The organism is Methylorubrum suomiense (assembly GCF_022179765.1).
Lineage (GTDB): Bacteria > Pseudomonadota > Alphaproteobacteria > Rhizobiales > Beijerinckiaceae > Methylobacterium > Methylobacterium suomiense.
The window spans coordinates 30,951-56,645 of sequence record NZ_BPRE01000023.1 but is presented as its reverse complement, the minus strand read 5'-3'; the positions used below and the strand labels follow the sequence as shown (position 1 = coordinate 56,645).

General features: G+C 69.0%; 29 protein-coding genes and 1 riboswitch. Of the genes, 14 read left to right on the top strand and 15 right to left on the bottom strand.

From position 1 onward, the window contains the following. The 4 genes from thiS to MFF26_RS24755 form a co-directional block, all read right to left on the bottom strand. Complete coding sequence (gene thiS, locus MFF26_RS24770) at positions 1–213, bottom strand: sulfur carrier protein ThiS (protein ID WP_137831330.1); 213 nt, start codon at positions 211–213, stop codon at positions 1–3. Continuing rightward, positions 210–1,424, bottom strand: a complete 1,215-nt coding sequence (gene thiO / locus MFF26_RS24765; RefSeq protein ID WP_137831331.1) for a glycine oxidase ThiO — start codon at positions 1,422–1,424, stop codon at positions 210–212. The genes thiS and thiO overlap by 4 nt, the downstream gene beginning before the upstream one ends. 74 nt (positions 1,425–1,498) lie before the next feature. Then, positions 1,499–1,621: riboswitch (TPP riboswitch) on the bottom strand. 240 nt (positions 1,622–1,861) lie between these two features. After that, on the bottom strand, positions 1,862–2,098 hold the full coding sequence (locus MFF26_RS24760; protein ID WP_137831332.1) for a hypothetical protein: 237 nt from the start codon (positions 2,096–2,098) through the stop codon (positions 1,862–1,864). Positions 2,099–2,510: 412 nt separating this feature from the next. Beyond that, entirely contained in the window at positions 2,511–3,188 is a 678-nt protein-coding gene (locus MFF26_RS24755) for an HAD family hydrolase (protein WP_137831333.1), read from the bottom strand. A 220-nt stretch (positions 3,189–3,408) separates the two neighbouring features. On the opposite strand from MFF26_RS24755, the gene MFF26_RS24750 reads away from it, so the two are divergent. Then, positions 3,409–3,756: a PetM family of cytochrome b6f complex subunit 7 gene (locus tag MFF26_RS24750; RefSeq protein WP_238308791.1), complete on the top strand. Its 348-nt coding sequence runs from the start codon at positions 3,409–3,411 to the stop codon at positions 3,754–3,756. A gap of 4 nt (positions 3,757–3,760) precedes the next feature. Here the strand turns inward: MFF26_RS24750 and MFF26_RS24745 are convergent, their stop codons facing one another. Further along, positions 3,761–4,156, bottom strand: coding sequence for a PRC-barrel domain-containing protein (locus MFF26_RS24745; protein WP_137831335.1), 396 nt, complete (start codon positions 4,154–4,156; stop codon positions 3,761–3,763). A 111-nt stretch (positions 4,157–4,267) separates the two neighbouring features. On the opposite strand from MFF26_RS24745, the gene mepA reads away from it, so the two are divergent. The 3 genes from mepA (at position 4,268) to thrS (ending at position 8,212) form a co-directional block, all read left to right on the top strand. After that, positions 4,268–5,212 carry a penicillin-insensitive murein endopeptidase gene (mepA, locus tag MFF26_RS24740; RefSeq protein WP_137831336.1) on the top strand — a complete coding sequence of 315 codons (945 nt, stop codon included), beginning with the start codon at positions 4,268–4,270 and terminating at the stop codon, positions 5,210–5,212. 68 nt (positions 5,213–5,280) lie between these two features. Further along, on the top strand, positions 5,281–6,072 hold the full coding sequence (locus tag MFF26_RS24735) for a hypothetical protein (RefSeq protein ID WP_238308790.1): 792 nt from the start codon (positions 5,281–5,283) through the stop codon (positions 6,070–6,072). 112 nt (positions 6,073–6,184) lie between these two features. Then, entirely contained in the window at positions 6,185–8,212 is a 2,028-nt protein-coding gene (gene thrS / locus MFF26_RS24730; RefSeq protein WP_137831338.1) for a threonine--tRNA ligase, read from the top strand. A 137-nt stretch (positions 8,213–8,349) separates the two neighbouring features. Here thrS and yidD read toward each other — a convergent pair whose 3' ends face one another. Further along, complete coding sequence (yidD, locus tag MFF26_RS24725; protein ID WP_238308788.1) at positions 8,350–8,694, bottom strand: membrane protein insertion efficiency factor YidD; 345 nt, start codon at positions 8,692–8,694, stop codon at positions 8,350–8,352. Next, on the bottom strand, positions 8,691–9,149 hold the full coding sequence (locus tag MFF26_RS24720) for an iron-sulfur cluster assembly scaffold protein (protein ID WP_137831549.1): 459 nt from the start codon (positions 9,147–9,149) through the stop codon (positions 8,691–8,693). Before MFF26_RS24720 ends, yidD begins: the two co-directional genes overlap by 4 nt. Before the next feature lie 284 nt (positions 9,150–9,433). Between MFF26_RS24720 and folE the strand changes: the two genes are divergently transcribed. From folE to MFF26_RS24705, 3 genes are read left to right on the top strand one after another with little or no spacing between them, the layout of a single operon-like run. Beyond that, positions 9,434–10,183 carry a GTP cyclohydrolase I FolE gene (folE, locus tag MFF26_RS24715; RefSeq protein WP_505744344.1) on the top strand — a complete coding sequence of 250 codons (750 nt, stop codon included), beginning with the start codon at positions 9,434–9,436 and terminating at the stop codon, positions 10,181–10,183. Between the two features lie 14 nt (positions 10,184–10,197). Next, on the top strand, positions 10,198–10,620 hold the full coding sequence (gene hisI / locus MFF26_RS24710; protein WP_137831551.1) for a phosphoribosyl-AMP cyclohydrolase: 423 nt from the start codon (positions 10,198–10,200) through the stop codon (positions 10,618–10,620). Then, positions 10,617–11,678 carry a patatin-like phospholipase family protein gene (locus tag MFF26_RS24705; RefSeq protein WP_137831552.1) on the top strand — a complete coding sequence of 354 codons (1,062 nt, stop codon included), beginning with the start codon at positions 10,617–10,619 and terminating at the stop codon, positions 11,676–11,678. Before hisI ends, MFF26_RS24705 begins: the two co-directional genes overlap by 4 nt. A 106-nt stretch (positions 11,679–11,784) precedes the next feature. Here MFF26_RS24705 and MFF26_RS24700 read toward each other — a convergent pair whose 3' ends face one another. The 3 genes from MFF26_RS24700 to MFF26_RS24690 form a co-directional block, all read right to left on the bottom strand. Next, entirely contained in the window at positions 11,785–12,216 is a 432-nt protein-coding gene (locus MFF26_RS24700) for a CBS domain-containing protein (protein ID WP_137831553.1), read from the bottom strand. A gap of 235 nt (positions 12,217–12,451) precedes the next feature. Further along, on the bottom strand, positions 12,452–13,306 hold the full coding sequence (locus MFF26_RS24695) for a transporter (RefSeq protein WP_137831554.1): 855 nt from the start codon (positions 13,304–13,306) through the stop codon (positions 12,452–12,454). 155 nt (positions 13,307–13,461) lie between these two features. Beyond that, entirely contained in the window at positions 13,462–14,277 is an 816-nt protein-coding gene (locus MFF26_RS24690; RefSeq protein WP_137831555.1) for a rhomboid family intramembrane serine protease, read from the bottom strand. A gap of 389 nt (positions 14,278–14,666) precedes the next feature. Here MFF26_RS24690 and MFF26_RS24685 point away from each other — a divergent pair, with 389 nt between their 5' ends. The 6 genes from MFF26_RS24685 (at position 14,667) to MFF26_RS24660 (ending at position 20,495) form a co-directional block, all read left to right on the top strand. After that, a complete protein-coding gene (locus tag MFF26_RS24685; protein WP_137831556.1) occupies positions 14,667–15,287 on the top strand; it encodes a PAS domain-containing protein in 621 nt (206 codons plus the stop codon). Between the two features lie 116 nt (positions 15,288–15,403). Continuing rightward, entirely contained in the window at positions 15,404–16,015 is a 612-nt protein-coding gene (locus MFF26_RS24680; protein WP_137831566.1) for a PilZ domain-containing protein, read from the top strand. Positions 16,016–16,463: 448 nt separating this feature from the next. Further along, positions 16,464–17,126, top strand: a complete 663-nt coding sequence (locus MFF26_RS24675; protein WP_137831557.1) for a transglutaminase-like cysteine peptidase — start codon at positions 16,464–16,466, stop codon at positions 17,124–17,126. Positions 17,127–17,505: 379 nt separating this feature from the next. Further along, the gene (locus MFF26_RS24670) at positions 17,506–18,195 is read left to right on the top strand and encodes a transglutaminase-like cysteine peptidase (RefSeq protein WP_137831558.1); all 690 of its coding nucleotides are present in this window, start codon (positions 17,506–17,508) and stop codon (positions 18,193–18,195) included. A gap of 112 nt (positions 18,196–18,307) precedes the next feature. Next, complete coding sequence (locus MFF26_RS24665) at positions 18,308–19,396, top strand: ATP-binding protein (RefSeq protein WP_238308785.1); 1,089 nt, start codon at positions 18,308–18,310, stop codon at positions 19,394–19,396. A gap of 109 nt (positions 19,397–19,505) precedes the next feature. Next, complete coding sequence (locus tag MFF26_RS24660; RefSeq protein ID WP_137831560.1) at positions 19,506–20,495, top strand: TIM44-like domain-containing protein; 990 nt, start codon at positions 19,506–19,508, stop codon at positions 20,493–20,495. A 140-nt stretch (positions 20,496–20,635) separates the two neighbouring features. Here MFF26_RS24660 and MFF26_RS24655 read toward each other — a convergent pair whose 3' ends face one another. From MFF26_RS24655 to MFF26_RS24635, 5 genes are all read right to left on the bottom strand, one after another. After that, positions 20,636–20,842: a Trm112 family protein gene (locus MFF26_RS24655; RefSeq protein WP_091943211.1), complete on the bottom strand. Its 207-nt coding sequence runs from the start codon at positions 20,840–20,842 to the stop codon at positions 20,636–20,638. A gap of 75 nt (positions 20,843–20,917) precedes the next feature. Continuing rightward, entirely contained in the window at positions 20,918–21,589 is a 672-nt protein-coding gene (locus tag MFF26_RS24650) for an LON peptidase substrate-binding domain-containing protein (RefSeq protein WP_137831561.1), read from the bottom strand. A gap of 37 nt (positions 21,590–21,626) precedes the next feature. Next, a complete protein-coding gene (locus MFF26_RS24645; protein WP_238308783.1) occupies positions 21,627–22,538 on the bottom strand; it encodes a thioredoxin family protein in 912 nt (303 codons plus the stop codon). A gap of 111 nt (positions 22,539–22,649) precedes the next feature. After that, the gene (locus MFF26_RS24640; protein ID WP_137831563.1) at positions 22,650–23,159 is read right to left on the bottom strand and encodes a hypothetical protein; all 510 of its coding nucleotides are present in this window, start codon (positions 23,157–23,159) and stop codon (positions 22,650–22,652) included. 84 nt (positions 23,160–23,243) lie between these two features. After that, a complete protein-coding gene (locus MFF26_RS24635; RefSeq protein ID WP_137831564.1) occupies positions 23,244–24,236 on the bottom strand; it encodes a glutathione S-transferase family protein in 993 nt (330 codons plus the stop codon). Between the two features lie 137 nt (positions 24,237–24,373). Here MFF26_RS24635 and MFF26_RS24630 point away from each other — a divergent pair, with 137 nt between their 5' ends. Next, positions 24,374–25,492 (top strand): NADH:flavin oxidoreductase/NADH oxidase, encoded by a 1,119-nt coding sequence (locus tag MFF26_RS24630; RefSeq protein ID WP_137831565.1) that lies wholly within the window; start codon positions 24,374–24,376, stop codon positions 25,490–25,492. Positions 25,493–25,695: the final 203 nt, after the last annotated feature.

Sequence of the window (25,695 nt, the reverse complement as noted above, 5' to 3'; positions counted from 1 at the left end):
TCAGCCTCCCTGCATGGCGCGGACGATCTCGATGCGGTCGCCCTCGTTCACGGGCGTCGCGCCCCAGGCCGCCCGGCGCACCACGCGCCCGTTGACCGCGATGGCGATGCCCTCGGGGCTCTCGATGCCCCGCTCCTCGGCCTCCGCGGCGAACAGGGCGGCGAGATCCGCCACCTCCCGCTCGCAGGCCTCTCCGTTGACGGTCAGCCTCACGCCACGGCCCTCCCCTCGCCGGTCGTCTCGAAACGGGCTCTGGTGAAGCCGCGGGCGAAGTCCGGCAGCGCGCCCTCCGTGACCAGGGCGGCGACCGCGTCGGCGGTGGCGGGCGCCAGCAGGTACCCGTTGCGGTGATGACCCGTGGCCACGACGAGGCCGGGCAGGGTCTCCTCGATGATCGGCGCGTCGTCGTCCGAAGTCGGGCGGAAGCCGCTCCAGACCGCTTCGATCGCCATCTCCTCGACGCCCGGCAGGATGCGGCGCGCCCCCTCGAGCAGGGCGAACACCCCGCCCGCGGTCACACCCGGCGTGAAGCCGCAATCCTCCACGGTCGCGCCGATAATGAGCCCGCCATCGCCCTTGGGCGCCATATGCACCTCGGCGGTCCAGACCATGCCGGACAGCGTGCCGGTGCGGCGGGTCGTGCGGAGCGCCAGGGACTGCCCCTTGAGCGGTCGTACCGGGAGGGCGAGCCCGTCCGGCAGAAGACCTGCCTGCCCGCTCCAGGCACCGGCCGCGAGGATCACGCTGTCCGAAGCGACCGCCTGTCCGCCAGCCCGGACGCCGACGACCCGTCCCCCGCGGCGGTCGAGCCCTTCGACCGCCCGCTCCTCGACGATGGTCACGCCCGTCGCCTCGCAGGCGCGCAGCAGGGCCGCCATGACGAGGCGGGGATCGACCTGGGCATCGAGGGGACAGAGAATCCCGGCGGTCACGTTCGGCCGTAGCAGCGGCTCCCGGGCACGGACCTGGGGACCCGACAGCCACTCGGCGGCGACGCCCGAACGCTTCTGAAGCTCGTAGCGGAAGCGCAGCCGCTCGACCTCGTCGCGGCCGACGGCCAGCACCACGGTGCCGTCCTCGCGGTAATCGATATCGAGGCCGGAGGCAGCCTGGAGCGAATCGCGAAAGCCCGGCCAGCGATTCAGGGATTCGAGCGCGAGGGGCAGGAGGTGATCGGAACCGGGCTCGTGCTCGGCGGCCGGTGCCAGCATGCCAGTGGCGGCGAGACTCGCGCCGACGCCGACTTGGCCGCGCTCGATCACGACCACGGAGCGACCGGCTTCGGCCAAGCGCCACGCCACCGACAGACCGATTAGGCCCCCGCCGACTACGACCACGTCGGCCCGCTGCGGCAGCGCGGCGGGGCGGGGACGCACATCGAGACCGCGGCGCCGCTCGAACGGGGCTGTCAGCATCTCGGACATGGGCCACCTCCCGCGAAACTCTCTTCGCAGGGATTGGACACCATGAGCTTCCGATGAAGCGGGTTCGCCTTTCGGCCACCCTTCAGGTCCAATCCCTACGCCGGTATGAACCGGATCAGGTTCGAAGGATTTCCGCGCTGCCGATGACGGCGATAGCGGTGTCTCAGCCCCTTGGCGGGGATCTCCCTGGAACAGCTTCGATGTGGCCTCGCCGAGGCCATAGGTCAATCCCCCCGGCCCGAAGCCCGGCACCGCAGCCTGTCACCGCGGGTCGATCCGGTGCCGCGATCGGGCCGGGGAAGCCGTCGAACCGGCTTCGATCGAGCACGAAAAAGCCGGCGGCCCATCAAGGCCGCCGGCTCGCAGGATCGATCGCTCGATCCTCGTCGTAGGATACGCTCTCGCGACGAACCTGGAGCCCGTCGTCGGAAAGCGCCTCACACCGCGCGAAGGCGCGTCGCACGGCTCTTGTCGCGGGCGGCGCGGGCCGCCTGCTCGACATTGCGGAACAGGGTGCCGTCGAGGCCGTCGAAGCGGCGCTCGGAAGAGAAGAAGCGCACACCACCCCGCTCGGGCACGGCGATGCCGGCGGTCAGGTCACCGATCTCGATCACACGGGTCGGTGCTTCCTGTTCAGAGAACAGGACGGGGGCGTAGGGTTGGACACGGGTCATGACGGAGTGAACTCCTGCGGCCATTTCAGGGCCGGTTGTCGATGAGGCGTTCGCGCGGGCTCCTAGCCCACCAACATGACTGCCCGACAACACTCCCGAACCCGGACGAACCCGCCGCCGTCAGTTTTAGAAGCTTTCAAATGCGAAAGACCATTCAAGGCAAGTCCTCCTGTTCGATGAGGACCACGGAGCGAAGTGCTCCGTGATGCATTAGCGTTTGATAACGCGGCGCAAGCGTGCCATGACAAATCACCGCGATGCGGAGACGACCGCACGCCCCAAAGATGAGCGTTCGGACCTTCACCGTCAACGGAATGTTCTTTCGAAGATTAGCTTGACAGGGAAAGAACGCGCCGGGTTTCCCCCTTCACGCGACGCGTCTCACCTGTGGGGCTGCCCCGAGATCCCGGGCTCAGGATCCGGAGATGATCCGGCCGAGATCGGCATGGGCGGTGAAGACCCGCGCGGCGCCGGCGGCCATCAAATCCTGCCCGGCGCGATCGTGGCCCCAATGGCCGCCGCCGGTAAAACCGGCGACCCGCATGCCGGCGGCGCGGGCCGCCTGCACCCCCGGTACGCTGTCCTCGATCACGAGGCAGGCGGAGGGGTCCTGCCCCATCCGTGCCGCGGCATGGAGGAACAGGTCCGGGAAGGGCTTCCCGCGGGCGACCTCGGCCGAGGAGAAGATGCGCCCGTCGAACAGGGGCAATAAGCCGGTGAGACCGAGGGAGCGGCGCAGGCGCACGGGATCGCTGCTGGAGGCCACGCAGAACGGCAGTGCCAGCTCGGCCAGGGCCTGGGCAATGCCGGCCATGGCCGAGAGCTCCGCCTCGAACGCCCGCAGGGTCTCCGCCTTGACCCGCTCGGCGAAACCGTCGGGCGGCTGGATGCCGTCCTCGGTCGCGACGCGCTCCATGATCGAGACCATGGAGGTCCCGGCGTAGCGGGCCCGAACCGTCTCGACGTCCAGGGCGAGGCCGATGCCGTTCAGCCCGCGCGTGAGCACGCCGAGGCTGATCGGCTCGCTGTCCACCAGCACGCCGTCGCAGTCGAAGATCACCAGGGAAGGGAGGGAAAGCGTATCCGTCATCGGGCCCCGCCTGTCGCATGACGGCGACGGCGGACCAAGTGGCTCGGAAAGCCGCAGGCTTGCCAGGGCCGCCGGGCTCGGCCTAGTCAGGCGGCAAGCGCGGCGGCAAGAGTATCGGCCCGAGCGGTGGCCGGCGGCTCATCAAAACCAGCCGATGCGGATCAGAGAGCTGAAGCGTTGCCGCGGATAGGCCGATCCGAAGGCCCGCGCGAGGTCGGACATGCTGCGTAACGTCGCCCGCTTCCTCGGACTGCCGTTCTTCAGCCGCGCGATCGGGCTCGTGATCATGGCGGGCGGCTTCGTGCAACTCTGCTACGACGGGGCGCGCTCCATCGCGAATAACGGGCTGCGCATCACCACGCTCGCCGACTGGATCCACGCCCTGCCCCAGGATCGCACCGCCGCTCTCGGTCAAACCGTCGAGAAGATCGCGCCCTGGGCCGATGCCGTGCTCCTCGCGCCCCTCGGCCTCGTGCCCGCGTCCCTGTTCGGCCTCGGTCTCGGCGCCGTGCTGATCTGGCTCGGCCAACCGCCGCGGGAGCCGATCGGCTTCCTGACCGGCCCCTGAAGCGTCAGATCCCCCAGTAGGGCGCCGCGTTGTAGTAGCGGTGTACGTGCTCCTCCCATTCGCGCTCGTCGCCCGGATCGCCCCCCTCCGGCGAGCGCTCCGGGGCTGCGCGCAGTTGCGCCTCGGTGATGTCGACGACGTAGGCATCCAGGCCGGGATCGAAGCGCAGTACGGCCCAGGGGAGCGTGTAGAACGCCTCGCCCAGCCCGAGGAAACCACCGAAGCTCATCACGGCGTAGGCGACGCGACCCGTGGCCTTGTCGAGCATCAACCGCTCGATGCGGCCGACCTTGCTCCCGTCCGGCCGGCGCACATCGGTGCCAATGACGCGGTCGCTGGCGATCAGGCTGCGCGGGTGGGCCGCGTCGGCGGACGCGGTGTCGATCATGACGTCGTTCATGGCGAGCGTCCTGCAACGTTGTTACAGCTTGCCTTGAAAAACGCCCATCTCGCCGGGCACGTTCCGGGCGCTCGCCGACCCCTCCCTCTTCATCCGGACGAACCGACGCGCATGCCGCTGCCCCGCCTGCCCCTCTCCCCCCTCCCGGTCGTGGTCGCGACGCTCGCGGCCTGCGCCCTTGCCGGGCCGGCCGCCGCGCAGGATCGCGGCAGCGTGAATCCGAAACCGCTGCCGCCGCTCGCCAACCCGAACGATCCCTCGACCCCGGCCAAGGCCCTGTTCGGCCGCGTCACCGGTCCGACCGGCGGGCCGGCTCAGTCCTTCGGCTCCTATGCTAAGGGCTGCTTCTCCGGCGGCGAGTCGCTGCCGATGGACGGGTCGAATTGGCAGGTGATGCGTCCCTCCCGCAACCGGATGTGGGGCGTGCCGCATCTCGTGAACTTCATCGAGCGGCTCGCCGCCCAGGCCCCGCGGGCCGGCTGGCCGGGATTGCTCGTCGGCGACATGTCGCAGCCCCGCGGCGGGCCGATGCTGACCGGCCACGCCTCGCACCAGCTCGGCCTCGACGTCGATGTCTGGCTGACCCCCATGCCGGACCATCGCATGAGCCGGGCCGAGCGCGAGGAAACCTCCGCGACGAACGTCGTGCGCGCCGACCGGCTCGACATCGACCCGGATGTGTGGACGTCGCAGCACACGGCGCTGATCCGCATGACCGCGCGCCAGCCCGAAGTGGCGCGCATCTTCGTCAATCCGGCGATCAAGAAGGCGCTCTGCCGGGAGGCCGGTGGCGATCGCGGCTGGCTCAACAAGGTGCGCCCGATGTACGGGCACAATTACCACTACCACATCCGCTTGGCCTGCCCCGGCGGCGAGGGGTCCTGCGACGACCAAGCCCCGCCGCCGCCCGGAGACGGCTGCGGCGCCGAACTCGATTATTGGTTCAGCCCGGCCATCCTCAACCCGCCCAAACCCAAGACCCCGCCGAAGCCCCGCCCGCCAATGACGCTCGCCGGTCTGCCTGATGCCTGCCGTGCGGTGCTGCACGCCCGGTAGGCGATGAGTCGATCGACGCCGCGCCGCTCCGTGATCGGGCAGGCCCGGCGTCGGAGCCCGAAAACGCCGTGATCCGCGACCTGTTCCGATACATCGCCACGCCCGCGCCGCCGGCCCAGCGCCGGCTCGGCTACCTGCGGGACAGCATCTGGCTGCAATCGCGGGCGCACCGCTGCCGGGCGGCCTGGGCGCCGCATCTCGCGGCGAGCCGGGACGTGATGCGGGCGGCGATCGCGACCCGCGGGCGGCGGGACACGGTGGTGGTGCTGGGCTCCGGCCTGCTCGCCGACGTCCCGCTCGCCGCATTGACGGATGCGTTCCGACGGGTGGTGCTGGTCGATGCAGTGCATCCGCTGGCGACCCGGCGCGCCGTGCGCGCCCTCGCGCAGGTCGAACTGCTGACGGCCGATCTCAGCGGCGCCATGGCCCTGCTGACGGGCCATGCCTCGGATCTGAAGCCGTGCCTGCCACCGGTTTGCGCCGAGCCGGGGACCGACTTGGTGATTTCGGCCAACCTGCTGTCGCAATTGCCGATCCGCCCGGTCGCCCGGCTGGAGGGCGGCCGCCGGGCCTACGGACCCTGGACGCCGCAGGACGGAGACGCCTTCGGTCGGAGGATCGTCGAGGCACATCTCGCAGACCTGGCCCGCTTGTCCGCCCAGATCTGCCTCGTGACCGACCTCGACGAGACCGAGGAAGATCGGGCCGGCCACGTCGTCGAGCGGCACGACCTGCTCTACGGCGTGGCACTCGGCGCGTCCGACCACGCCTGGACCTGGGAGCTCGCGCCCTTCGGCGAGATCGCCCGCGGCCGACGCCTCCTGCACCAGGTCGCGGGCTTCACCGACTGGCGGCCGTGAGCGGCGCTCCCACCGGCCCCTTCAATCGGCGTTGACTTCCCTCCCCCGCGTCCCGCAAACCCGGCCCGCGCCTCTTCCGGGACGCAGAGACCTTCGAAGACACGGTTCCATCATGCCCATCCTGACCTTCCCCGACGGCAACACCCGCGCGTTCGACGCCGCGGTGACCGGCCGGACCGTGGTCGAGGGCATCGCCAAGTCGCTGGCCAAGCGCACCGTCGCCATGGCGCTCGACGGCGTCGTGCGGGATCTCGACGACTCGATCGCGCAGGATGCCGCGATCGAGTTCATCGCCCGCGACGATCCCCGCGCCCTGGAACTGATCCGCCACGATTGCGCGCACGTGCTGGCGGAGGCCGTCCAGGCGCTCTGGCCCGGCACGCAGGTGACGATCGGCCCGGTGATCGAGAACGGCTTCTACTACGACTTCGCCAAGGACGAGCCGTTCACGCCGGAGGACTTTCCGAAGATCGAAGCCAAGATGCGCGAGATCATCGCGCGCGACGCGCCCTTCACCAAGGAGATCTGGAAGCGGGACGACGTCAAGGCGCTCTTCGCCGACAGGGGCGAGGCCTACAAGGTCGAGCTGGTCGACGCGATCCCGCCGGGCGAGGATCTGAAGATCTACCGGCAGGGTGAGTGGTTCGACCTGTGCCGCGGTCCGCACATGACCTCGACGGGCAAGATCGGCACCGCCTTCAAACTGATGAAGGTCGCGGGCGCCTATTGGCGGGGCGACGCCAGCAACCCGATGCTGACGCGCATCTACGGCACCGCCTGGGCCTCGCAAGGCGATCTGGACGCCTATCTGCACCGCCTGGAGGAGGCCGAGCGCCGCGACCACCGGCGCCTCGGCAAGGAGATGGACCTGTTCCACTTCCAGGAGGAAGGCCCCGGCGTCGTGTTCTGGCACGCCAAGGGCTGGACGGTGTTCCAGGAGCTGATCGCCTATATGCGCCGCCGCCTGAAGGGCGATTACGCCGAGGTGAACGCGCCGCAGATCCTCGACAAGTCGTTGTGGGAGACTTCGGGTCACTGGGGTTGGTACCGCGAGAACATGTTCGCGGCCCAATCGGCCGGCGACGAGGCCGAGGACAAGCGCTGGTTCGCGCTCAAGCCCATGAACTGCCCCGGCCACGTGCAGATCTTCAAGCACGGGCTGAAATCCTACCGCGACCTGCCGCTGCGCATGGCCGAGTTCGGCGTGGTCCACCGCTACGAGCCGTCGGGCGCCATGCACGGGCTGATGCGCGTGCGCGGCTTCACGCAGGACGACGCGCATATCTTCTGCACCGAGGATCAGCTCGCCGACGAGTGCCTGAAGATCAACGACCTGATCCTCTCGACCTACGCGGATTTCGGCTTCGACGAGATCCTGGTGAAGCTCTCGACGCGTCCGGAGAAGCGCGTCGGCTCGGATGCCCTGTGGGATCATGCCGAGGCGGTGATGACGCGGGTGCTGGCCCAGATCGAGGAGCAGTCGGGGGGCCGCATCAAGACCGCGGTCAATCCGGGCGAAGGGGCCTTCTACGGGCCGAAATTCGAGTACGTGCTGCGCGACGCCATTGGCCGCGACTGGCAATGCGGCACCACCCAGGTGGACTTCAACCTGCCGGAGCGCTTCGGCGCGACCTATATCGATGCCGACAGCCAGAAGAAGCCGCCGGTGATGGTCCACCGCGCGATCTGCGGCTCGATGGAGCGCTTCACCGGCATCCTGATCGAGCATTTCGCCGGGCATTTCCCGCTCTGGATCGCGCCCGTGCAGATCGTGGTGGCGACGATCACCAGCGAAGCCGACGGCTATGCCCGCGAGGTCGTGCGGGTTCTCGAACGCGCAGGGCTGCGTGTGGACGCCGACCTGCGCAACGAGAAGATCAACTACAAGGTCCGCGAGCACTCGCTGGCCAAGGTGCCGGTGCTGCTGGCGCTGGGCAAGCGCGAGGCGGAGGAGCGCACTGTCTCGGTGCGCCGCCTCGGCAGCCAGAAGACCACCACGCTGACGCTCGACGCGGCGCTCGCGGCCTTCGTGGACGAGGCGACCTCCCCGGATCGCCGCCGGGCCGAGGCCGTGGTCGAGAGCCGCCCGAGCACGGATACGGTGCTCGACGGGCATCATGTGGAGCAGCCGGCACCGTAGGCTTCGGCTTTACCTCTATCCCCACCCATCCCCCTCATCCAGAGGTGGCGACGCGCAGCGTCGCCCTCGAAGGAGGGCTCCAGAGATCGCCGAGACATCTGAAGCCCTCCTTCGAGGGCTGCCTTAAGGCGGGCACCTCAGGATGAGGGGGGCGGGTGGGAGGAGCCGGTGCTTTCGACCGCTTCGCAGACCAGCGGTGGCGGCGCCTCGACACTGCGCCAGCGGCCATAGGCCCAAGGGCGGTGCCAGGCCGCGCCTTCCGGGATGCGCTCGGGCACGAGGTCGATGCCGTGCGTGCCGAACGGGCCGCAGCGGCAGATCCGCGAAACCCCCATCCAGCCGCCGGCCCAGAGGCCGTGCCGCTGGATCGCCGTGTCGGTGTATTCCGAGCAGGACGGCCAGTGCCGGCACTGGCGGCCCACCAGCCCGGACAGGCTGAGCTGGTAGCCGCGAATCGCCCAGTGAGCGGCCTGTCGGATCACGCCGCCTCGGGGGCGCCGGGTCCCCGCTCCGCGGCGATCCGGTCGAGGGCGTCGACCACCGCGTCGAAGGTGAGCAGCGTGGACGCGTGGCGGGCACGGAAGTCGCGCACCGGCTCCAGCACGGCGAGATCGGCCCATTTGCCGTCGGGCGCCGGGCCGTTCTCCTTGAGCATCGCCCGCATCCGGGCCCGCACGGCCCGCAATTCCTCCGTGGTCGAACCGACCACGTGGCGGGCCATCAGCGAGGAGGAGGCTTGGCCGAGGGCGCAGGCCTTCACGTCGTGGGCGAAGTCGGTGACGGTACCCGCCGCATCGGTGGCGAGATCCACCGTCACGGTCGAGCCGCAGAGCTTGGAATGCGCGGTCGCCGTGGCATCCGGCTTCGGCAGCCGCCCGAGCCGGGGGATGTCGGCGGCGAGTTCGAGGATGCGGCGGTTGTAGATGTCGTCGATCATGGCGGACCTTCTTGTCCACGGCGCCGATGCGGGGGAGGAGTCGAGGAAACGTTGAGCCGGATGCGCGTGCCGTGCATTGCGTGACGGCGCGAATGCGACGATATAGGCGCGACGAAGCCGTTTCGCGAGAATGGCACCGTCGACCCCGGTCACGCCCTGACCCCGGAATAGGATCGTTCGAGGGCGTCGGCACTTGAAGTGAGAAGCGCCGGGACGGATCGACGATGTACGCCAAGCCCGACAGCACGACCATGAAGGCCCGTGTCGCGAAGGCCGGAGATGCCATGGATGCCGCCCTCAAATCCCTCTCCTACGGCATGAGCGACGACGAGCGACGCACGAGCGCCGTCGGCCTCGATGGGATGCAGGGTGCCAACGACCCCGGTCGGCCCGAGGGATCGGCCAACATCGCCCCCCTCCCCGATTCGGCCCAACGGGTGCCGAACGAGATCGCGCTCGGTCGTCCGAGCCGTCAGGAGGCGGAGGCTGCCGTGCGCACGCTGCTGCGCTGGGCCGGCGACGATCCGACCCGCGAGGGTCTGATCGACACGCCCAAGCGCGTGGTGAAGGCCTACGAGCAGCTCTTCGGCGGCTACCGGACGGACGCCGACGCGCTGCTGGAGCGGGTGTTCGAGGAAGTCGAGGGATATTCGGACGTCGTGCTGGTGCGCGACATCCCGTTCTACTCCCATTGCGAGCACCACATGGTGCCGTTCATGGGGCTCGCCCACATCGCCTACTATCCGACCAAGGGCGTCGTCGGCCTCTCGAAGCTCGCCCGCGTGGTCGATGCCTTCGCCCGTCGTCTGCAGACGCAGGAGACCATGACGGCCCAGATCGCCGACACGATCGAGAGCATCCTCCAGCCGCGCGGCTGCGCCGTGATGATCGAGGCCGAGCATCTCTGCATGGCGATGCGCGGCGTCCAGAAGGCCGGCGTCTCGACGATCACCACGCAGTTCCGCGGCGTCTACAAGCAGGATCCGAGCGAGCAGGTTCGCTTCCTGACCCTCGTACGCGGCCACAAGGCCTGAGCGGTCCGCCGACGATGACGGACTTGTTCGAGAAGCCCGGCACCCATGCCGAGGTCGAGGAGGGCACCCGGCTCACCCCGCGCTTCGGCGCGGATGGGCTGATCACCTGCATCACCGTCGATGCCCAAGACGGGCAGATCCTAATGCTCGCCCATATGAATGCCGAATCGCTCGCCCGCAGCCTCGAGACCGGCGAGGCTTGGTACTGGTCGCGCTCCCGCCGGGAGCTCTGGCACAAGGGCGCGACCTCCGGCCAAATCCAGCGCATCGTGGAGATGCAGATCGACTGCGATCAGGATGCGCTGTTGATTCGGGTCGAGGTCGGCGGGGATGGCGGATGCTGCCATACCGGGCGCCGGTCCTGCTTCTATCGCGCCGTCGCGCGCGATCCCGAGACCGGCACCGCTTTCCTCGCGCATATCGATCCGCCTCGATGAGGCTGGAGGCGCCCGGTCCCATGCCGCGGATGATTCCGGCAGGGGCCGTGGAGCCGGTGGTCCCGCGCACCCGCGCACCGCGGATCGGTCTCGCCCTCGGCGGAGGCTCGGCCCGGGGCTGGTCGCATATTGGCGTGATCGAGGCACTGGAAGAGGCCGGCATCTTTCCCGAGGTGGTATCCGGCTGCTCGATCGGCGCCGTGGTCGGTGGGGCCTACGCCGCCGGGCGGATCGGTGCCCTCAAGGATTTCGCGCTCTCGCTCACCCGCCGCCGGGTGATGGGGATGATCGATCCACGGCTGACCGGCTCGGGACTGATCGCCGGCGAACGCCTGCGGCACAGGCTCGCTCGAGAACTGACCGGCTTTCATATCGAGCGGCTGCCTTTGGCCTTCGCGAGCGTGGCCACCGAACTCGGCACCGGGCACGAGGTCTGGCTGACGCGGGGGCCGCTCGTCGAGGCCGTGCGCGCCTCCTACGCGATCCCCGGCATCTTTCCGCCGGTCGCCCTTGAGGGGCGTCTCCTGATGGATGGGACCCTGGTCAATCCCGTGCCGGTTCGGCTCGCGCGGGAGCTCGGCGCCGATCTGGTGATCTGCGTGAACCTCTCCTGCGAGACCCGCCCGCGCGCCCGCGTGATCCGACCCGGCCTCGATCCCGAGGAGCCCGTGGACGAGCGGGCCTTGCCCGACGAGGAAGAGATCGAGCGGACGCTGGAGGCCACCGTCCGGCGCAGGGGTCGCTGGGCCCTCCTGAGCGGGGCGAGCCGGCGCCTGATGGGCCGCCGCGCCCGGCCCAAGCCACCGGGGGACACGGGACGCGCGGCACCCGGCGTCGCCCGTGTCATGCTGGACGCCTTCAACATCACGCAGGATCGGATCTCGCGTGCCCGGTTGGCGAGCGAGCCGCCGGACGTGTCGATCCGGCCGCGGCTCGGCGAGTTCGGCCAATTCGAATTCCATCGGGCCGAGTTCGGCATCGAGCTCGGCCGTCAGGCCGGTCGGGCAGCCGTGCCGGAGATCCGCCGGATGATCGAGGGCGCGGCGGCCCGCTGCTGACGGCCTGCCGGTCGGCCAGATCCCGACGCGTTGATTAAGTCTCCGCGCGTCGGGACGGATGCGGCGCGGTCACAGACCCGGATCGAGGCCGCCGGCCGATACAGGATCAGGCCATCGTGATGTAGTCGCGCATCGCCTGATGTTCCGCCTCGACGGCGGCGATGCGGCGTTTGACGACGTCGCCGATCGAAACGACGCCGAGCAATTGCCCATCCTCCACCACCGGCAGGTGGCGGAAGCGCCCCTCCGTCATCGTCTCCATCACCTCCTCGATCGAGGTGCGACGGGTGCAGGTGACGACCTTCGCGGTCATGTAGCGGGAGATCGGCTGGTCGAAGGCGCTGGCGCCGTCACAGGCAAGCGCGCGCATGACATCGCGCTCCGACAGGATTCCGATCAGGCGGCCGCCGGAATCGCCGACGACGAGGGCGCCGATGCGCTTCTCGGCGAGCAGGTGAATGGCTTCGTCGATGGTGCGGTGAGGCGGCACCGTGATGACGGATGCGCCCTTCTCCGCGAGAATACGCCCAACGCTCATGAACTCCCCTCCCGTTGGATCGCGCCGACAGCCCCACGGCGCGAGAGCGATCAGGACGGGTTGGCCCCGCCTCGGATAAGGCGATTGTGTGGCACCTCGGCCGCACTGGCAAGCGCTTCTTGCAGAATAACCTGTCAGTTCAGCCTGTCATACGGAACGAAATTTCCACATACCCCGAGGGGAGACCGCGCGGGGGTGCACTCGGTTCCCCCGCGCGTCAGGGCAGGCAGACGCTCTACTGCGACTGGCGGCGTGTCACCGTGGTGCGGTTCGGCGCGGCTTCGCTCTTGTCTTGGTAGAGCGGAACGATGGCGCGCAGCCATCCTCGGGTTTCGTGGCCACCGTAGTTCCGCTCGACGACGTCGCGGGTGACGTAGGCCTGGAGGTTCACCGGCCCGAAATTGTAGCCGACGAGGCCCCCCACCGCGATCTGCCCCTGCGGCCGATAGCTTGCCACGCCGGTCGGCAGATCGGTCGAGGCGAAGGCGACGGGGCCGACCTGCCACTTGCCGAACTTCTTCGTCATGGTCAGGTCGAGGTTGATGTAGTCGGGATAAAGCGTCCCCGAGGGTGAGCGGGTGTCGAGGAAGACGCCGTAGAGCATGTTTGCGGTGATGTTTAAGTCGTTGCCCGTGTAGCTGATCGCGAAGCGATGGCTCAGCGAGGCGGACTGCGTCAGGAATTGCGTCTCGATCGGCAGGTAACCGCCGAACAGGTAGCTCACACCGATATCGTTGCCGAGGTTCCAGGCGAGCTGGGCGGCGAGGAGCGTCTGGCCGATGCCGCTGTTGTAGGGCGCCCCGCGCGCGCTGGAGGCGGCGACCGGCTGGGTGACGAAGAACTGGAGGCGGGCGTCGAGGATGTTCCACGGCGTCGCCCAGGCGAAGGTCGGCAGATTGACGTTGCTCTCCGAGTCGCGCGGAAGCGTATCCCGTATGCCGAAGCTCGAGGTATTCACGAAGTAGAGGCCGACGGGCAGCTGTGCACCGACCGGCAGGCCGATCGTCTGGCCCGGTTGAGCGGCGGATCCGGCAAGGGCGGGACCGGCTGCGACGGAGGACAGGAGGACGGCGAGGATGCGACGTGTCACCGGGGATAAAGCTCCGTCGGACGCGCAGCGACCGTCGCCGCGCCTACGAATCCTGACGGATAGCGGGCCGGTTTATTGCCAGCGAAGCGATCCGAGGGGCGCCTCCGGCGGAAGGTGTCGCCCAAAGGGCACGGTTTCACCCACGCTGCCCGGCTTCAGCGGCGCCCCCTCGGCTCCATCAGAGGCAGCAGGAAGAAGCCGGCGACGAAGCCCCCGAGATGGGCGTCCCAGGCGATCGGTCCCTCGCTGCCGCCCAGCGGCAGGGCCAGCAGGCCGAACAGCAGGTTCGTCCCGAGCAGGACGCCGAGGAACAGCATCGCCGTGCGATTCTGCAACAATTCGGGGATGGTCTGCAGGGGCGGTCGCGGCGGCAAATGCCAGGGGGCGGCGGCCGCGAAGGGGGGCGGCGGCTGGAACACGAAGCGGGCCGCGGCCGCCATCAGCGCCGAGATGCCCGCCGAAGCCCCCACCAGGGGCATCGCGCTCTCCGGATCGAGGACGAGGTGGAGACCGGCACCGGCCACGATCCCGGCGAGGGCCAGCAGCCCGTATCGCAGGGCTCCGTAGCGCCGGGCGACCGGCGCCCCGAAGGCGGCGAGCCAGACCGAGTTGAAGATCAGGTGCATCCACGAGCCGTGCAGCAGCGCGTAGCTGACGAAGGTCCAGGGCATCGCCGAAGGGTCGGACACGAGGTAGCGGGCAAATTCCTGCCTCGCGGCCGAGATGGCGGGATCGCCCGCCGCCTCACCGGCAGCCCTGACGATGTCGGCCGCCCGCGACGGGTCGAGGGAAGCGGTCCAGCGCGCCGGGATGAAGGCGAGGTCGAGGAGAACCGACAGGTCGAAGCTGTCCGGCAGCACGCTGCGCACGACGTGAATGCCCGCAATCACCGCGATCGAGGCGGTGACGATCCCCGGCAGGTTGAAGACGGGTACGCGGCCCTGGCGCGGCAGGTCGGGAGAGGCATCCATGCCGCACCATGTCGGCGGACCGCGCCGACCTGCAAGCCCCGGGGCGGCCGATTCCGCGCGGTGCCGCGCCGCATCCGCCGAGGAAAGGCACGGGAGGGTCCTCGTCGGAGCCCTCCCGTGCGGCCGGCGATCCGTCAGGACCCCGCCCGAAGTGTTGGCGTCGACATCGCTCTCGACGCGTCGATCGTCTCAAGGAGGCCGGCGGACGGCAAGTGTGGGCCGCCGTCAACTTCCTGTTAAGGTTAAGAAAGGGTTGCCCGCGCGGCGGCGGGGTACCGAGCATAAAGTGTGCGGAGAAGGACGGGAGTGGCGGGTCGGACCATGAAATCCGACCCGCATCGAACCGTTATAGCTCCGTAACGGAGCGGACCGTACCGATGCGGAACATCATGAAGCATCCGACCAGCCGCCAGCTCCACGCCTACTGGAACCGCCTGCGGGGCCCTCGCTCCGCCCCGGAACGAGGGGAGATCGAGCCGGGCGAGATCCGAAACCTTTTGGCCGACAGCTTTATTCTCGAAATCGATCCGGCTCGCCGCTCCTGTACGGTGCGGTTGGCCGGCACCCGCCTCTGTGCCCTGTTCGGCCGCGAATTGCGCGGCGGCCACATCTCCGCGCTCTGGGACGAAAGGGTGCGGGGCACCGAAGCCGACCCGTGGCACCTCGTCGAGACGGTCAACGTCGACACGGTCGGGATGGTCGCCGGTCTCACCGGGCGCACCGCCCGCGGCGAGAGCCTCGACCTCGAACTGGTGCTCCTCCCCCTGCGCCATCGCGGCAAGACCGAAGCCCGCATGCTGGGAGCCCTGAGCCCCCACACCATCCCACCCTGGCTCGGGATCCGCCCGATCCTGCATGTCGAGACGATCTCGCAACGGGTGCTGGCGCCGGCCAAGACCGAGGCGGCTTCCCGCCCTTTCGTCGAAGGCTTGCCGGAGCCTGCCAATGATGTCCGCCCGGTCCGATTCGGACATCTTCTCGTCCACGAAGGTGGACGCAGCGGTGCTTGAAAGAGGCAAGCCACCACAACCAGCGAGAAATGTCCGCCCAGAGGCAAGTGTTTCGTAACCCGCCCGACGGTATTGATCCATGTGAGATGACTCATCTCATCGACCGTCGGACCACCATGATCGAGCCCTCCCATAACGGGACCGCCCTTCGCGTCGCCGAGCAGCGGCGCCATCAGCGGGTGCGTACCGAGCTGCTCGGCCGTTACATGCTCTCCGACCGGCGCGAATATCCCTGCCAGACCGTGGACATGTCGCCGGGGGGCGTCCGCGTGACCTGCGCCGTCCTCGGCGCCGTGGGTGAGCGTGTGGTGCTCTATCTGGAGCAGATCGGACGGCTGGAAGGCGTGATCGTGCGCCATCCGCCCAACGGCTTCGCGATGCAGCTCAACGCCACCCCGCGCAAGCGCGACAAGATCGCCTCGCAGCTCATGTGGCTGGCCAATCGGGAGAATCTCGGACTGCCGGAGGGCCGCACCCACGAGCGCCTCGTGCCGACCAATCCCGGCGTGCAGTTGCGGCTGGATTCCGGGCGGACGGTCCCGGCCCGCGTCATCGACATCTCAATGTCGGGTGTCGCGCTCGCGACCACGACGACGCCGCCGATCGGCACCGCCGTGATGGTCGGCTCCACGCCCGGCCGGGTGGTGCGCTACTTCGAGGGCGGTATCGGCGCCCAGTTCATGCTGCCGATCTCCCCCGACCGCTTCCACGAGGGCATCACCCTCTGAGCTTCCGGCCACGGCCGTCGAGGAGAGCAGGCTGTCCATCGGCCGAGCTGCGGATTCCGCAAGATGGCGGATCGCGCAGCATGCCCGCCGGATCGGCGCATCCTGGCTTCACACCGCCGTCGCGTCACACGACAGCACCCATGCCGGGCGTGGACTCTTTCTCTGCGACCCGTCTCCGACCGGCGCGCGAAACGGCGTTTCGCGTGAGGGGAGCTCTTCCGGGATGTTGCGGGCGCCCGAGGGCCGATCTCGCCGTCACCGCAGCCATGGGCAGAGTTAGCAGCGGCTGAATCCGATCCTGCGGATTTGCGGGAGCGCCCTGAGTACCTTTTCGCCCTTCCAAGCGGAGCCGTTTCGGAGGCGGCGAATCGATAAAATTGCGCGCATCGGCTTCAGCGCGGCGGAGGGGGTGCGGCGACATCCTGGCTGTGTTCGAAGGACAGCCGCGATGCGCAACGCCGACATGGGATACTTCAAGGCCGGACTGAAAGCGGCTTTGTTCGCCGCCCTCGCCATCGGCGCCGGCCTTCTCGGTACCGCCCAGGCGCAGACGCTGGCGGCGCTCCCGACGTCCCTTCCCAATGCCAACATCGGTCTCACCCCCGGCGCGGAAGCCCGGCCGATCGTGGCCTGGGTCGAGTTCTGCCAGAATTATGCGGCCGAATGCGCCTTCAACCGCGCCGAGCCCGCCCGCATCACCCTCACCCCGGCGGTCTGGGCCACCATCGTCTCCGTGAACCGGCGCGTGAACCGCCAGATCCGTCCGGTCACCGATCAGGAGCATTGGGGTCGCCCCGACCGCTGGGATCTCGCCGAAGACGGTTCGGGCGATTGCGAGGATTTCCAGCTGCTGAAGCGTCGCCTCCTCGCCGAGGCGGGCCTGCCGCGGCGCGCCATGCGGATGACGGTCGTGATCGACGAGAAGGGCGAGGGCCACGCCGTGCTCACCCTCATCACCGACCGCGGCGACTACGTGCTCGACAACAAGACCAGCGCGATCACCGCCTGGCACGAGACCGGCTACGTCTTCATCAAGCGCGAGGGCCAGGACAGCCTCGCTTGGGTCTCCCTGGGCGGCGCGAGTTCGCCGGTCACCACCGCCAACCGGTGAGGTCCCGCCCGGCGGCGTGCCGGTCAGGCAGGGCGACCCTCACCCCCGTCATTCTCCGTGCCGGTGAGCCGGCAGGCTCGAGGCGCACTGTCGACCTGGCGAACACCGATATCGGACAGAACCCGGCGTCGTTCCGAGCGAAGATCGCCGTCAGTAGCGACAGGCCGCTGATGCCCGACAGCGAGAGGTAAGCAAGAGGATCGTATCGCGCGGGATCCAGGCGGCTCCGGTGTGGCGCGATTGCCAGCCCGAGCGAAGATGTCCTGTTCCGGCACGGGAAAGCGGGCGCCCTGTGTCACCCTTTCTTCACTTTCGTATTGAGCCGGGCGCGGGCTCGTGCAAGCTTTACCGTGAAACGAGGGCGGCAGGACGTTCGGCCATGCGGTACGCGGTGCTTCGGGGCGTCGGCGACGGATCGGCGTTCTCCCGCGGGGTGGTGGGCCAGCGCCTGCGCCGGGCGGCCCAGCTGTCGTTCGTCGGGGCGATCCTGCTCCTCGGTGGAGCGACCACCCAGGCCCAGACGGTGGCGTCCCTGCCCGAGACCGGCACCGCCGCCGAGCAGGGCGCACCCGCCCGTCCCGTCGCCGCCTGGAACGATTTCTGCGCCCGCTATCCGGCCGAATGCGCGGTCGACACCTCGGAACCGGCCGTCATCGCCCTGACGCCCGCCCTGTGGCAGACGCTGGCCAGCGTGAATCGGCGGGTCAACGCCCGCATCAAGCCGATCACCGACGCGGCCCATTGGGGCGTCGTCGATCGCTGGGACTTCCCCGACGACGGTTTCGGCGATTGCGAGGATATCCAGCTCCTCAAGCGGCGCCTGCTGATCGAGCGGCGGCTGCCGCGGCGAGCCCTGCGCATGACGGTGGTGATCGATGAGATCGGCGAGGGCCACGCCGTGCTGATGGTGCGCACCGACCGGGGCGATCTGATCCTCGACAACAAGACCAATGCGGTGCTGCCCTGGCAGCGCACCGGCTACAGCTTCGTCAAGCGCGAGGGCCAGGACGGCAAGGCGTGGGTGACCCTCAACAACGGCGCCTCGCCGGTCACCACGGCCAACCGCTGACGACGGGCGCGGCGTCGAGCCCGCCGCGTCGGGAGTATCGGCGGGCGGCCAAAGCGGCTATCGATCAAGCTTCCAGGGCTCCCGCGGCCCGGCTTTCGGCAGCCACGCCCGCATGACCGCGCTTCCCGAGGACGCTCTTCTGGCGGCTCTGCCGCTGCCCTCCCTGGTGGTCGGGACCGGGGACGCTGAACCGACGATCCTCGCCGTCAATCCGGCCCTGCTCGCATTGACGGGCTTCTCGGACACCGATCTGGTGGGCCAACCGCTCGCATGCCTCGAATGCCGGCACGCGGATCATTCCGGCTGGACGATCCTGCGCGACGCCCTGAACGGGAACGCGGCGCCCGGTGAACCACTCAAGGCGGAATTGCTGTTTGCCCGGCGGGACGGCGCGTCGTTCTGGGGCGAATTGCATCTCGTTGCACGGGCGGGCGAACGACGGCTCCTGGGCCAGATCGTCGACATCAGCCGTTGCCGGGAGGCGGAAGGGGCACTCGCCCTGTCGCGGCAGCGGGAAGCGTTGGGGCTGCTCACCAACAGCGTCGCCCACGAGTTCAACAACTTCCTCCAGATCCTGATCGGCTACATCGACGGGCTAAAGGGCCGTCTGGGCGACCGTCAGGAGCCGTTCATCCAGCGCGCGGTCACCCGCTCGACCGAAGCCTCCGAGCGCGCCGCCGTGCTGACGCGGCAACTGCTCGCCCATTCCCGCCGCATCGCGCCGGACCTGCGCCCGGTCAATCTCGGCGAGACCGTGCGGGCGGCCCTCGACCGGCTGCGCCCCGGCCTCCCGCCGCGCATCAGCCTCGATCTGTCGATCCCAGACGGGCTCCCGCCGGCCCTCTGCAATCCGAGTCAGGTCGAATTGGCGCTCGGCCACATCCTCGCCAATGCCTGTGAGGCGATGGCGGGCGAGGGCAAGGTTTCCGTGCGCCTGTCGGCGATCGAACCCGGCGACCGGACATTGCAGCGGCCCGATGCGGGCGCGGTGGTGCTGACGGTCTCGGATACCGGCCACGGTCTGTCGCCGGAGATGCAGGCACGGGCCCTCGCCCCCTTCGCCACCACCCGGGAGGCCGGGCGCGGGGCCGGGCTCGCCATCGTCCATGGCCTGATGAAGCGGCAGAACGGCACCATCTCCATCGACAGCCGCGCCGGTGAGGGCGCCACCGTGCGCCTCGTCTTCCCGGCAGCGGGATGAAATGGACAGGATGACTCTGGAAGCGGACTAAAAACCCGCCTCACGCGTCACCATCTTCGAGAGGGCGAGTTCCCGCCCGCTCTCATGATGGTGACCCGAGGTTTACCCGATGGCTTCCTCCCCCGCGCGTACCAAGCGCGTCGTGACCCTCCTCGCGCTCGCGGCCTCGCTCGCCGTGGCGGCGCCCGTTGTCGAGGCGCGGCCGGGCGGCGGCGGATCGAGCTTCGGCTCCCGCGGCTCCAAGACCTATGCTCCCCCGGCGGGCACGGCGACCTCGCCGGGCACGATGGGCGCGCCGATGCAGCGTTCGCAGACGAGCCCGAGCCCGGGCATGACCAATCCGGGCATGGCCGCTCCCAACCGGCCGCGCTTCGGCGGTGGCTTCATGGCGGGCCTGCTCGGCGCGGGCCTGTTTGGCGCGCTGCTCGGCGCAGGTTTCTCCGGGGGCTTGGGCGGTATCGCCTCGTTCCTCGGCCTGATCCTGCAGATCGGTCTGCTCGCGCTCGTCGTCATGTTCGTGGTGCGGTTCTTCCGCCGCCGCCAGCAGGGCCCGCAGACGGCCATGGCCGGCAATTCCAACGCCCATGCCCGCTCCAGCCTCGAGCCGAACAACCCGGCGCAGGGCGGCGGCATGCCGGGTGGAATGCAGGGCGGCATGAACCCGATGGGCGGCTCCTATGCCGGCGGTGCTCGTCCGCAGCCGATCCAGGTGCAGCCGAACGACTTCCAGGCGTTCGAGCGCAACCTGTACGAGATCCAGGACGCCTACGGGCGTGAGGATGTCGCCACTCTGCGCCGCCTCGCGACGCCGGAGATGGTCGGGTACTTCGAGGAGGAGTTGCGTGCCAACGCCGCCCGCGGCGTGGTCAACCGCATCTCCGATGTGAAGCTGCTTCAGGGCGACCTGTCCGAGGCGTGGCGCGAGGGTCGTGTCGAGTACGCGACCGTCGCCATGCGGTTCTCGCTGCGCGACGAGGTGTTCGAGCGTGCCACGAACCGCCACGTCGAGAACGGTGCCCAGGAAGCCAAGGAGTTCTGGACGTTCCTGCGTGAGCCGAACGCTCCCTGGATCCTTTCTGCGATCCAGCAGGGCCGCTGAGTCGTCCGATGAAACAAGAGGGGCGTCCGGTGGGAACCGGACGCCCCTTTTTCATGCCTTCGTTCCCGCCCGTTTCCTCATCCTGAACCGCGTCAGGCGGGCATTTCAGGACGAGGAGCCGTGTCGCGTGAGAGCCGCGATCAGTCCGTGAGCGAGCGGGCTTCTTCCGGCAGCATGATCGGGATGCCGTCGCGGATCGGGTAGGCGAGCTTGGCCGAACGGCTGATCAGTTCCTCACGCGCCGCGTCGTATTCGAGCGGCTCCTTCGTCAGCGGGCAGACCAAGAGTTCGAGCAGGCGGGGATCAACCCGGGTCGCCTCGACGGGGGGGACAGCGCTATCGGCCATGGTCTCTTCCGGGTTATCGGGAACAATCCGCGTCGCCCCATAGCCGGAACCGGCCGGGGCGCCCACGCGAAATCGCTATTGCAGCGTCGGTTCGGGTCCGCCGCTCGCCCGCACCAGCTCCATCTCGGTGACGGCGACGAGCACCTCGGCGCGGGTCTTGAGATCGGCGGCTTCCAGCATCGCCTGCTTCTCGCGGACGCCGAACGGGCTCATCATGCAGAGGGCGTTGACGAGGGCTTCGTTGGGCGCCTCCTCGATTCCCGACCAATCGACCTGAAGATCGTTGGCTTCGACGAACCGGCGCAGGGCCCGCAGGACGCCGTCGCGGTCGACCGCTTCCTCGCCGGCCCGCGGCTCGAAATCGGTGGCGAAGGCGTCGTAGGAGACGTGGCAGCGGCGATAGGCGGTGGTGACGGCGAGCTCGCTCTCGATCCGGAAGCGGCTGACGCCGGTCAGGGAGATCAGGTAGCGCCCGTCGCCGGTCTCGGCGAACTGACTGATCCGGCCGGCACAGCCGACACGGTAGAGCTTCGGCGCCATCGGCGGTCCGCCCCCCTCCGCGTCGGGCTGGATCATGCCGATGATCCGGTCCGTGCGGAGCGCATCATCGATCATCGCGAGGTAGCGCGGCTCGAAGATGTTGAGCGGCATCTGTCCCCGCGGCAGCAGCAGCGCGCCCGGAAGCGGGAAAACCGGAATGACGGCGGGGCAATCCGCGGGCGACTTGATGCTCGTCTGCGTGGTCATGCGCGTCTCCCCCGCGAGCCGATGGGGCGTCCCGCGATCACGAGAACAGGATCGTCGAGAGTTGGCGCCGACCGCGGATCGCGGCCGGATCCATCAGACCCCAGGCCTCGAAGAACTGGAGCATCTGCTTGCGCGCCGCATCCTCGTTCCAAGAGCGATCGGCCCGGGCGATGGCGACGAGTTGGTCCACCGCCTCGTCGCGCTTGCCCGCAGCGTTGAGCCCCAACGCGAGGTCGAAGCGAGCCTGATGATCGTTCGGATCGGCCTCGATCCGCTTCTGCAGGCCGGCAAGGTCGCCGAGACTTTCCGCTTGGTCGGCCAGTTCGAGGGCGGCGCGCACGCCGGCCAGGGCCGGGTCCTCGGCCTTGTCCGCCGGCACCATCGCGAGGACCTGACGGGCATTCTCGGTCTCGCCGAGTTCGAGCTGTGTCTTGGCGAGGCCGGCAAGCGCCGTGAGGTTGGCGGGCTCCTCGCGCAAAACTGCGGCGTAGAGTTCGGCGGCGGAGGCCAAGTCACCGGCCGAGGCCACCGCCGCGGCTTCTTCGAGGACTTGGTCGATCTCGGAGGGTCCAGCGAGCCGATCGACGAAGGCGCGCACCTCGGATTCCGGCACCGCTCCCATGAAGGCATCGACCGGCCGCCCGCGATCGATCGCGATCACGGCGGGAATCGATTGCAGGCCCAATTGCTGGCCGATCTGCTGCCACACGCCCGGATGCTCGTCGATGTTCAGCTTGGCGAGCTTCACCCGCCCCCCCGCCGCATTCACCACCTTCTCGAGGACCGGCGTCAGTTGCTTGCACGGGCCGCACCAGGGCGCCCAGAAATCGACGATGACCGGCTGGTTCATCGATTCGGCAATGACATCCTGCTGGAACCCCGCGGTGGTGGTGTCCTTGATCAGGCCGGCGGCGGGAGGTGCACCGGCGGCGGGGTTGGCTTCGAGCATGGAGCCCTCAAAGTCGGAACATGTTTCGCGTGCGTTGGATCGCTCGCGTTACATGGGGCCGGCGCCCCGGCCTGACCAGCGGTTTTCCGGCAGGCGGGGATGGCCGTCAGATCAGGGCTTGGTCCCTTCGGTCGCGCCCTTGGTCCCGTCGCCGCCGGCCTTCGAATCCGTCTTGGCATCGGTCACGAACACGCCCGCATAGGTCTTGCCCTGGGACGTCGCCTCACAGGCGATCTGCGTCTTGCCGGGCTGCGGGCTCGAGAAGCGGCAGGCGCCGACGGCCGGAGCGGGGCTGCGCACGATGCCGTCGCTGTTCTTCAATCCGGATACCACGAGGCTGACCGGCTGCAACTGCTCGGTCTCCTCGGTGGCCTCATGCTGAGCGCCGGATCCGCTGAAGCTCAGCGTCTGACCGTCCCAGGCCGCGAAATCGAAGGTGGTGCGGCCGCGCGTGACGGTGTTGACGACCTGCTCCTTGCAGTTCTGCGTGATGTCCTTGTCGGCGATCACCAAGCGCTCGCACTGGCCGGTCATCTTGATCTCGGCCCCCTGCTGCGCGATCGCCGGCCCGGTCGCGAACGCGCCGAGCAGCACGAGGATGGGGACGGCACGGATCGTCATGGTGTCGGTTCCTCCGGTCCGGCCGTGCATGGCACGGCTTCTTGTCGAATCTGTCGGCGCTATGTGTTCTCGGAGCGCTCCGCTTCAAGCGCCGAAGCGCCGGGCGCGATCGTTTCCCGCAGTGAAGTCGAGTTCGGGGCCGAGCGGCACGATCCCGGTCGGGTTGATGGTCGGGTGGCTGCCGTAATAGTGGCGCTTGATGTGATCGAGGTTCACCGTCGCGGCGATGCCGGGCAAGGCGTAGAGGTCGCGCAGGTAATTCGAGAGGTTCGGGTAATCGGCGATACGCTGCCGGTTGCACTTGAAGTGACCGACATAGACAGCATCGAACCGCACCAGCGTCGTGAACAGGCGAAGATCGGCCTCCGTGAGCCGCGCGCCGCAGAGGTAGCGCTGCCGGTCCAGCCGCTCCTCCAGGGCGTCGAGTTCCTCGAACAGGGCGAGAAACGCCTCTTCGTAGGCCTCCTGCTTCGTGGCGAAGCCCGCTTTGTAGACGCCGTTGTTGACCCGGTCGTAGACGCGGGCATTGACCGCATCGATCGCGCTGCGGAGGTCGTCCGGGTAGAGGTCCGGCCCGCTGCCGCCGAAGGCATCGTTGAGCATCCGGATGATCTCGGCGGATTCGTTGGAGACGATCGTGTTTCGCTCGCGGTCCCACAGAACCGGCACGGTCACGCGGCCGCTATAGTCGGGCTTGGCCCGCTGGTAGAGTTCATAGAGGCGCTCGACGCCGAACAGGTCGTCCGCGGTCGCTCCCGGAACGCCGCCCGCGGCTTCGGGCTGAAACACCCAGCCCTCCTCGCGCATGTACGGGGAGACCACCGAGACGCTGATCGCCGCCTCCAAACCCTTGAGGGCCCGCACGATCAGCGTGCGATGGGCCCAGGGACAGGCGAGGGAAACGGTCAGGTGATAGCGCCCGGCCTCGCCCTTGAAACCGCCCTCCCCCGACGGGCCGGGACGGCCATCCGCCGTGACCCAGTTGCGGAAAGCGGACGCCGAACGCTCGAAGCGTCCGCCGGTCTTGGCCGTGTCGTACCACTGATCCCGCCACACGCCGTCGACCAGCAGTCCCATCGCGTCACTTCCTTCCGCCGTTCACGCCGTCATCCGTGCGGGAACATGGGAGGGGCGTCGGCGGATGGAAGGCCGCGGGGTGGCCGCAGCGGTGCGAGACCCCAAATGCCCGAGGCAAGACGATCCGGAGTTCCACAATGTCCGCCCGCCTGTTCGAACCCCTGCGCCTCGACGACCTCGAACTGGAAAACCGCATCATCATCGCGCCGATGTGCCAGTACTCGGCCCGCGGCGGGGCGGCGACCGATTGGCACATGACGCATCTCGGCCAACTCGCCCAATCGGGCGCCGGCCTCCTGACGCTGGAAGCCACGGCCATCTCGCCGGAGGCCCGCATCTCGCCGGCCGATCTCGGCCTCTACGACGCGGCGACGGAGCGGGCCCTCGCCCGGGTCCTCGACGCGATCCGCGAATACGCGCCGATCCCCATCGCCATCCAGATCAACCATGCCGGCCGGAAGGCGTCGAGCCGCGTTCCCTGGGAAGGCGGCGCGCAGATCGCCCCCGACGCCCCCGACGGCTGGCGCACCGAGGCCCCCTCGGCCCTCGCCCATGCGGCGGACGAGGTTCCTCCCCACGCCCTCGATGCGGAGGGATTGAAGCGGGTGCGCGACGGATTCGTTGCTACGGCGGAGCGGGCGCTGCGCCTCGGCATCGAGGGGTTCGAGATCCACGGCGCCCACGGCTACCTGCTGCACCAGTTCCTCTCGCCGCTCTCGAACCGGCGCGAGGACGCCTATGGCGGCAGCCTGGAGAACCGGATGCGCTTCCCTCTCGAGGTGTTCGAGGCGGTGCGCGCGGCGGTGCCTGCCGGCAAGCCGGTCTGGATGCGGGTTTCGGCCACCGACTGGGTCGAGGAGGGCTGGGATCTCGACCAGACGGTGGAGCTCGCCCGTGCCCTGAAGGCGCGGGGCGCGGCGGCGATCCACGTCTCGACCGGTGGCCTCTCCACGGCCCAGAAGATCCCGCTCGGGCCGGGCTATCAGGTGCCCTTCGCCGAGCGGATCAAGGCGGAGACGGGCCTGACCACCATCGCCGTCGGCCTCATCACGGAGGCGGCTCAGGCCGAAGCGATCCTGACGGAGGGGAAAGCCGATGCGGTCTCGCTCGCCCGCGCCATGCTCTACGATCCCCGCTGGCCCTGGCACGCGGCGGCCGAACTCGGGGCGCAGGTGCGCGCACCCAAGCAGTATTGGCGCTCGCAGCCACGGGAACACAAGGATCTGTTCAAGGACACGGCGCACGGCCAACGGTGACGGTGGTCGCCGATCCGCGGCGGTGACGGGGCGGGATGCTTTCGGGGCGGGTCGATCATCGACAAATGGATGGTCGATGCCGATTCAGGACAATCGGTCCCGCCTCTTCACGTCGCTCGTGATTTGCCTCGTGACGCGGTGCTGTGGTCTCCTCACCGCATACACCGCCGCCCGAGGGATGAGCGGTGACCCGAGCGTCCGGG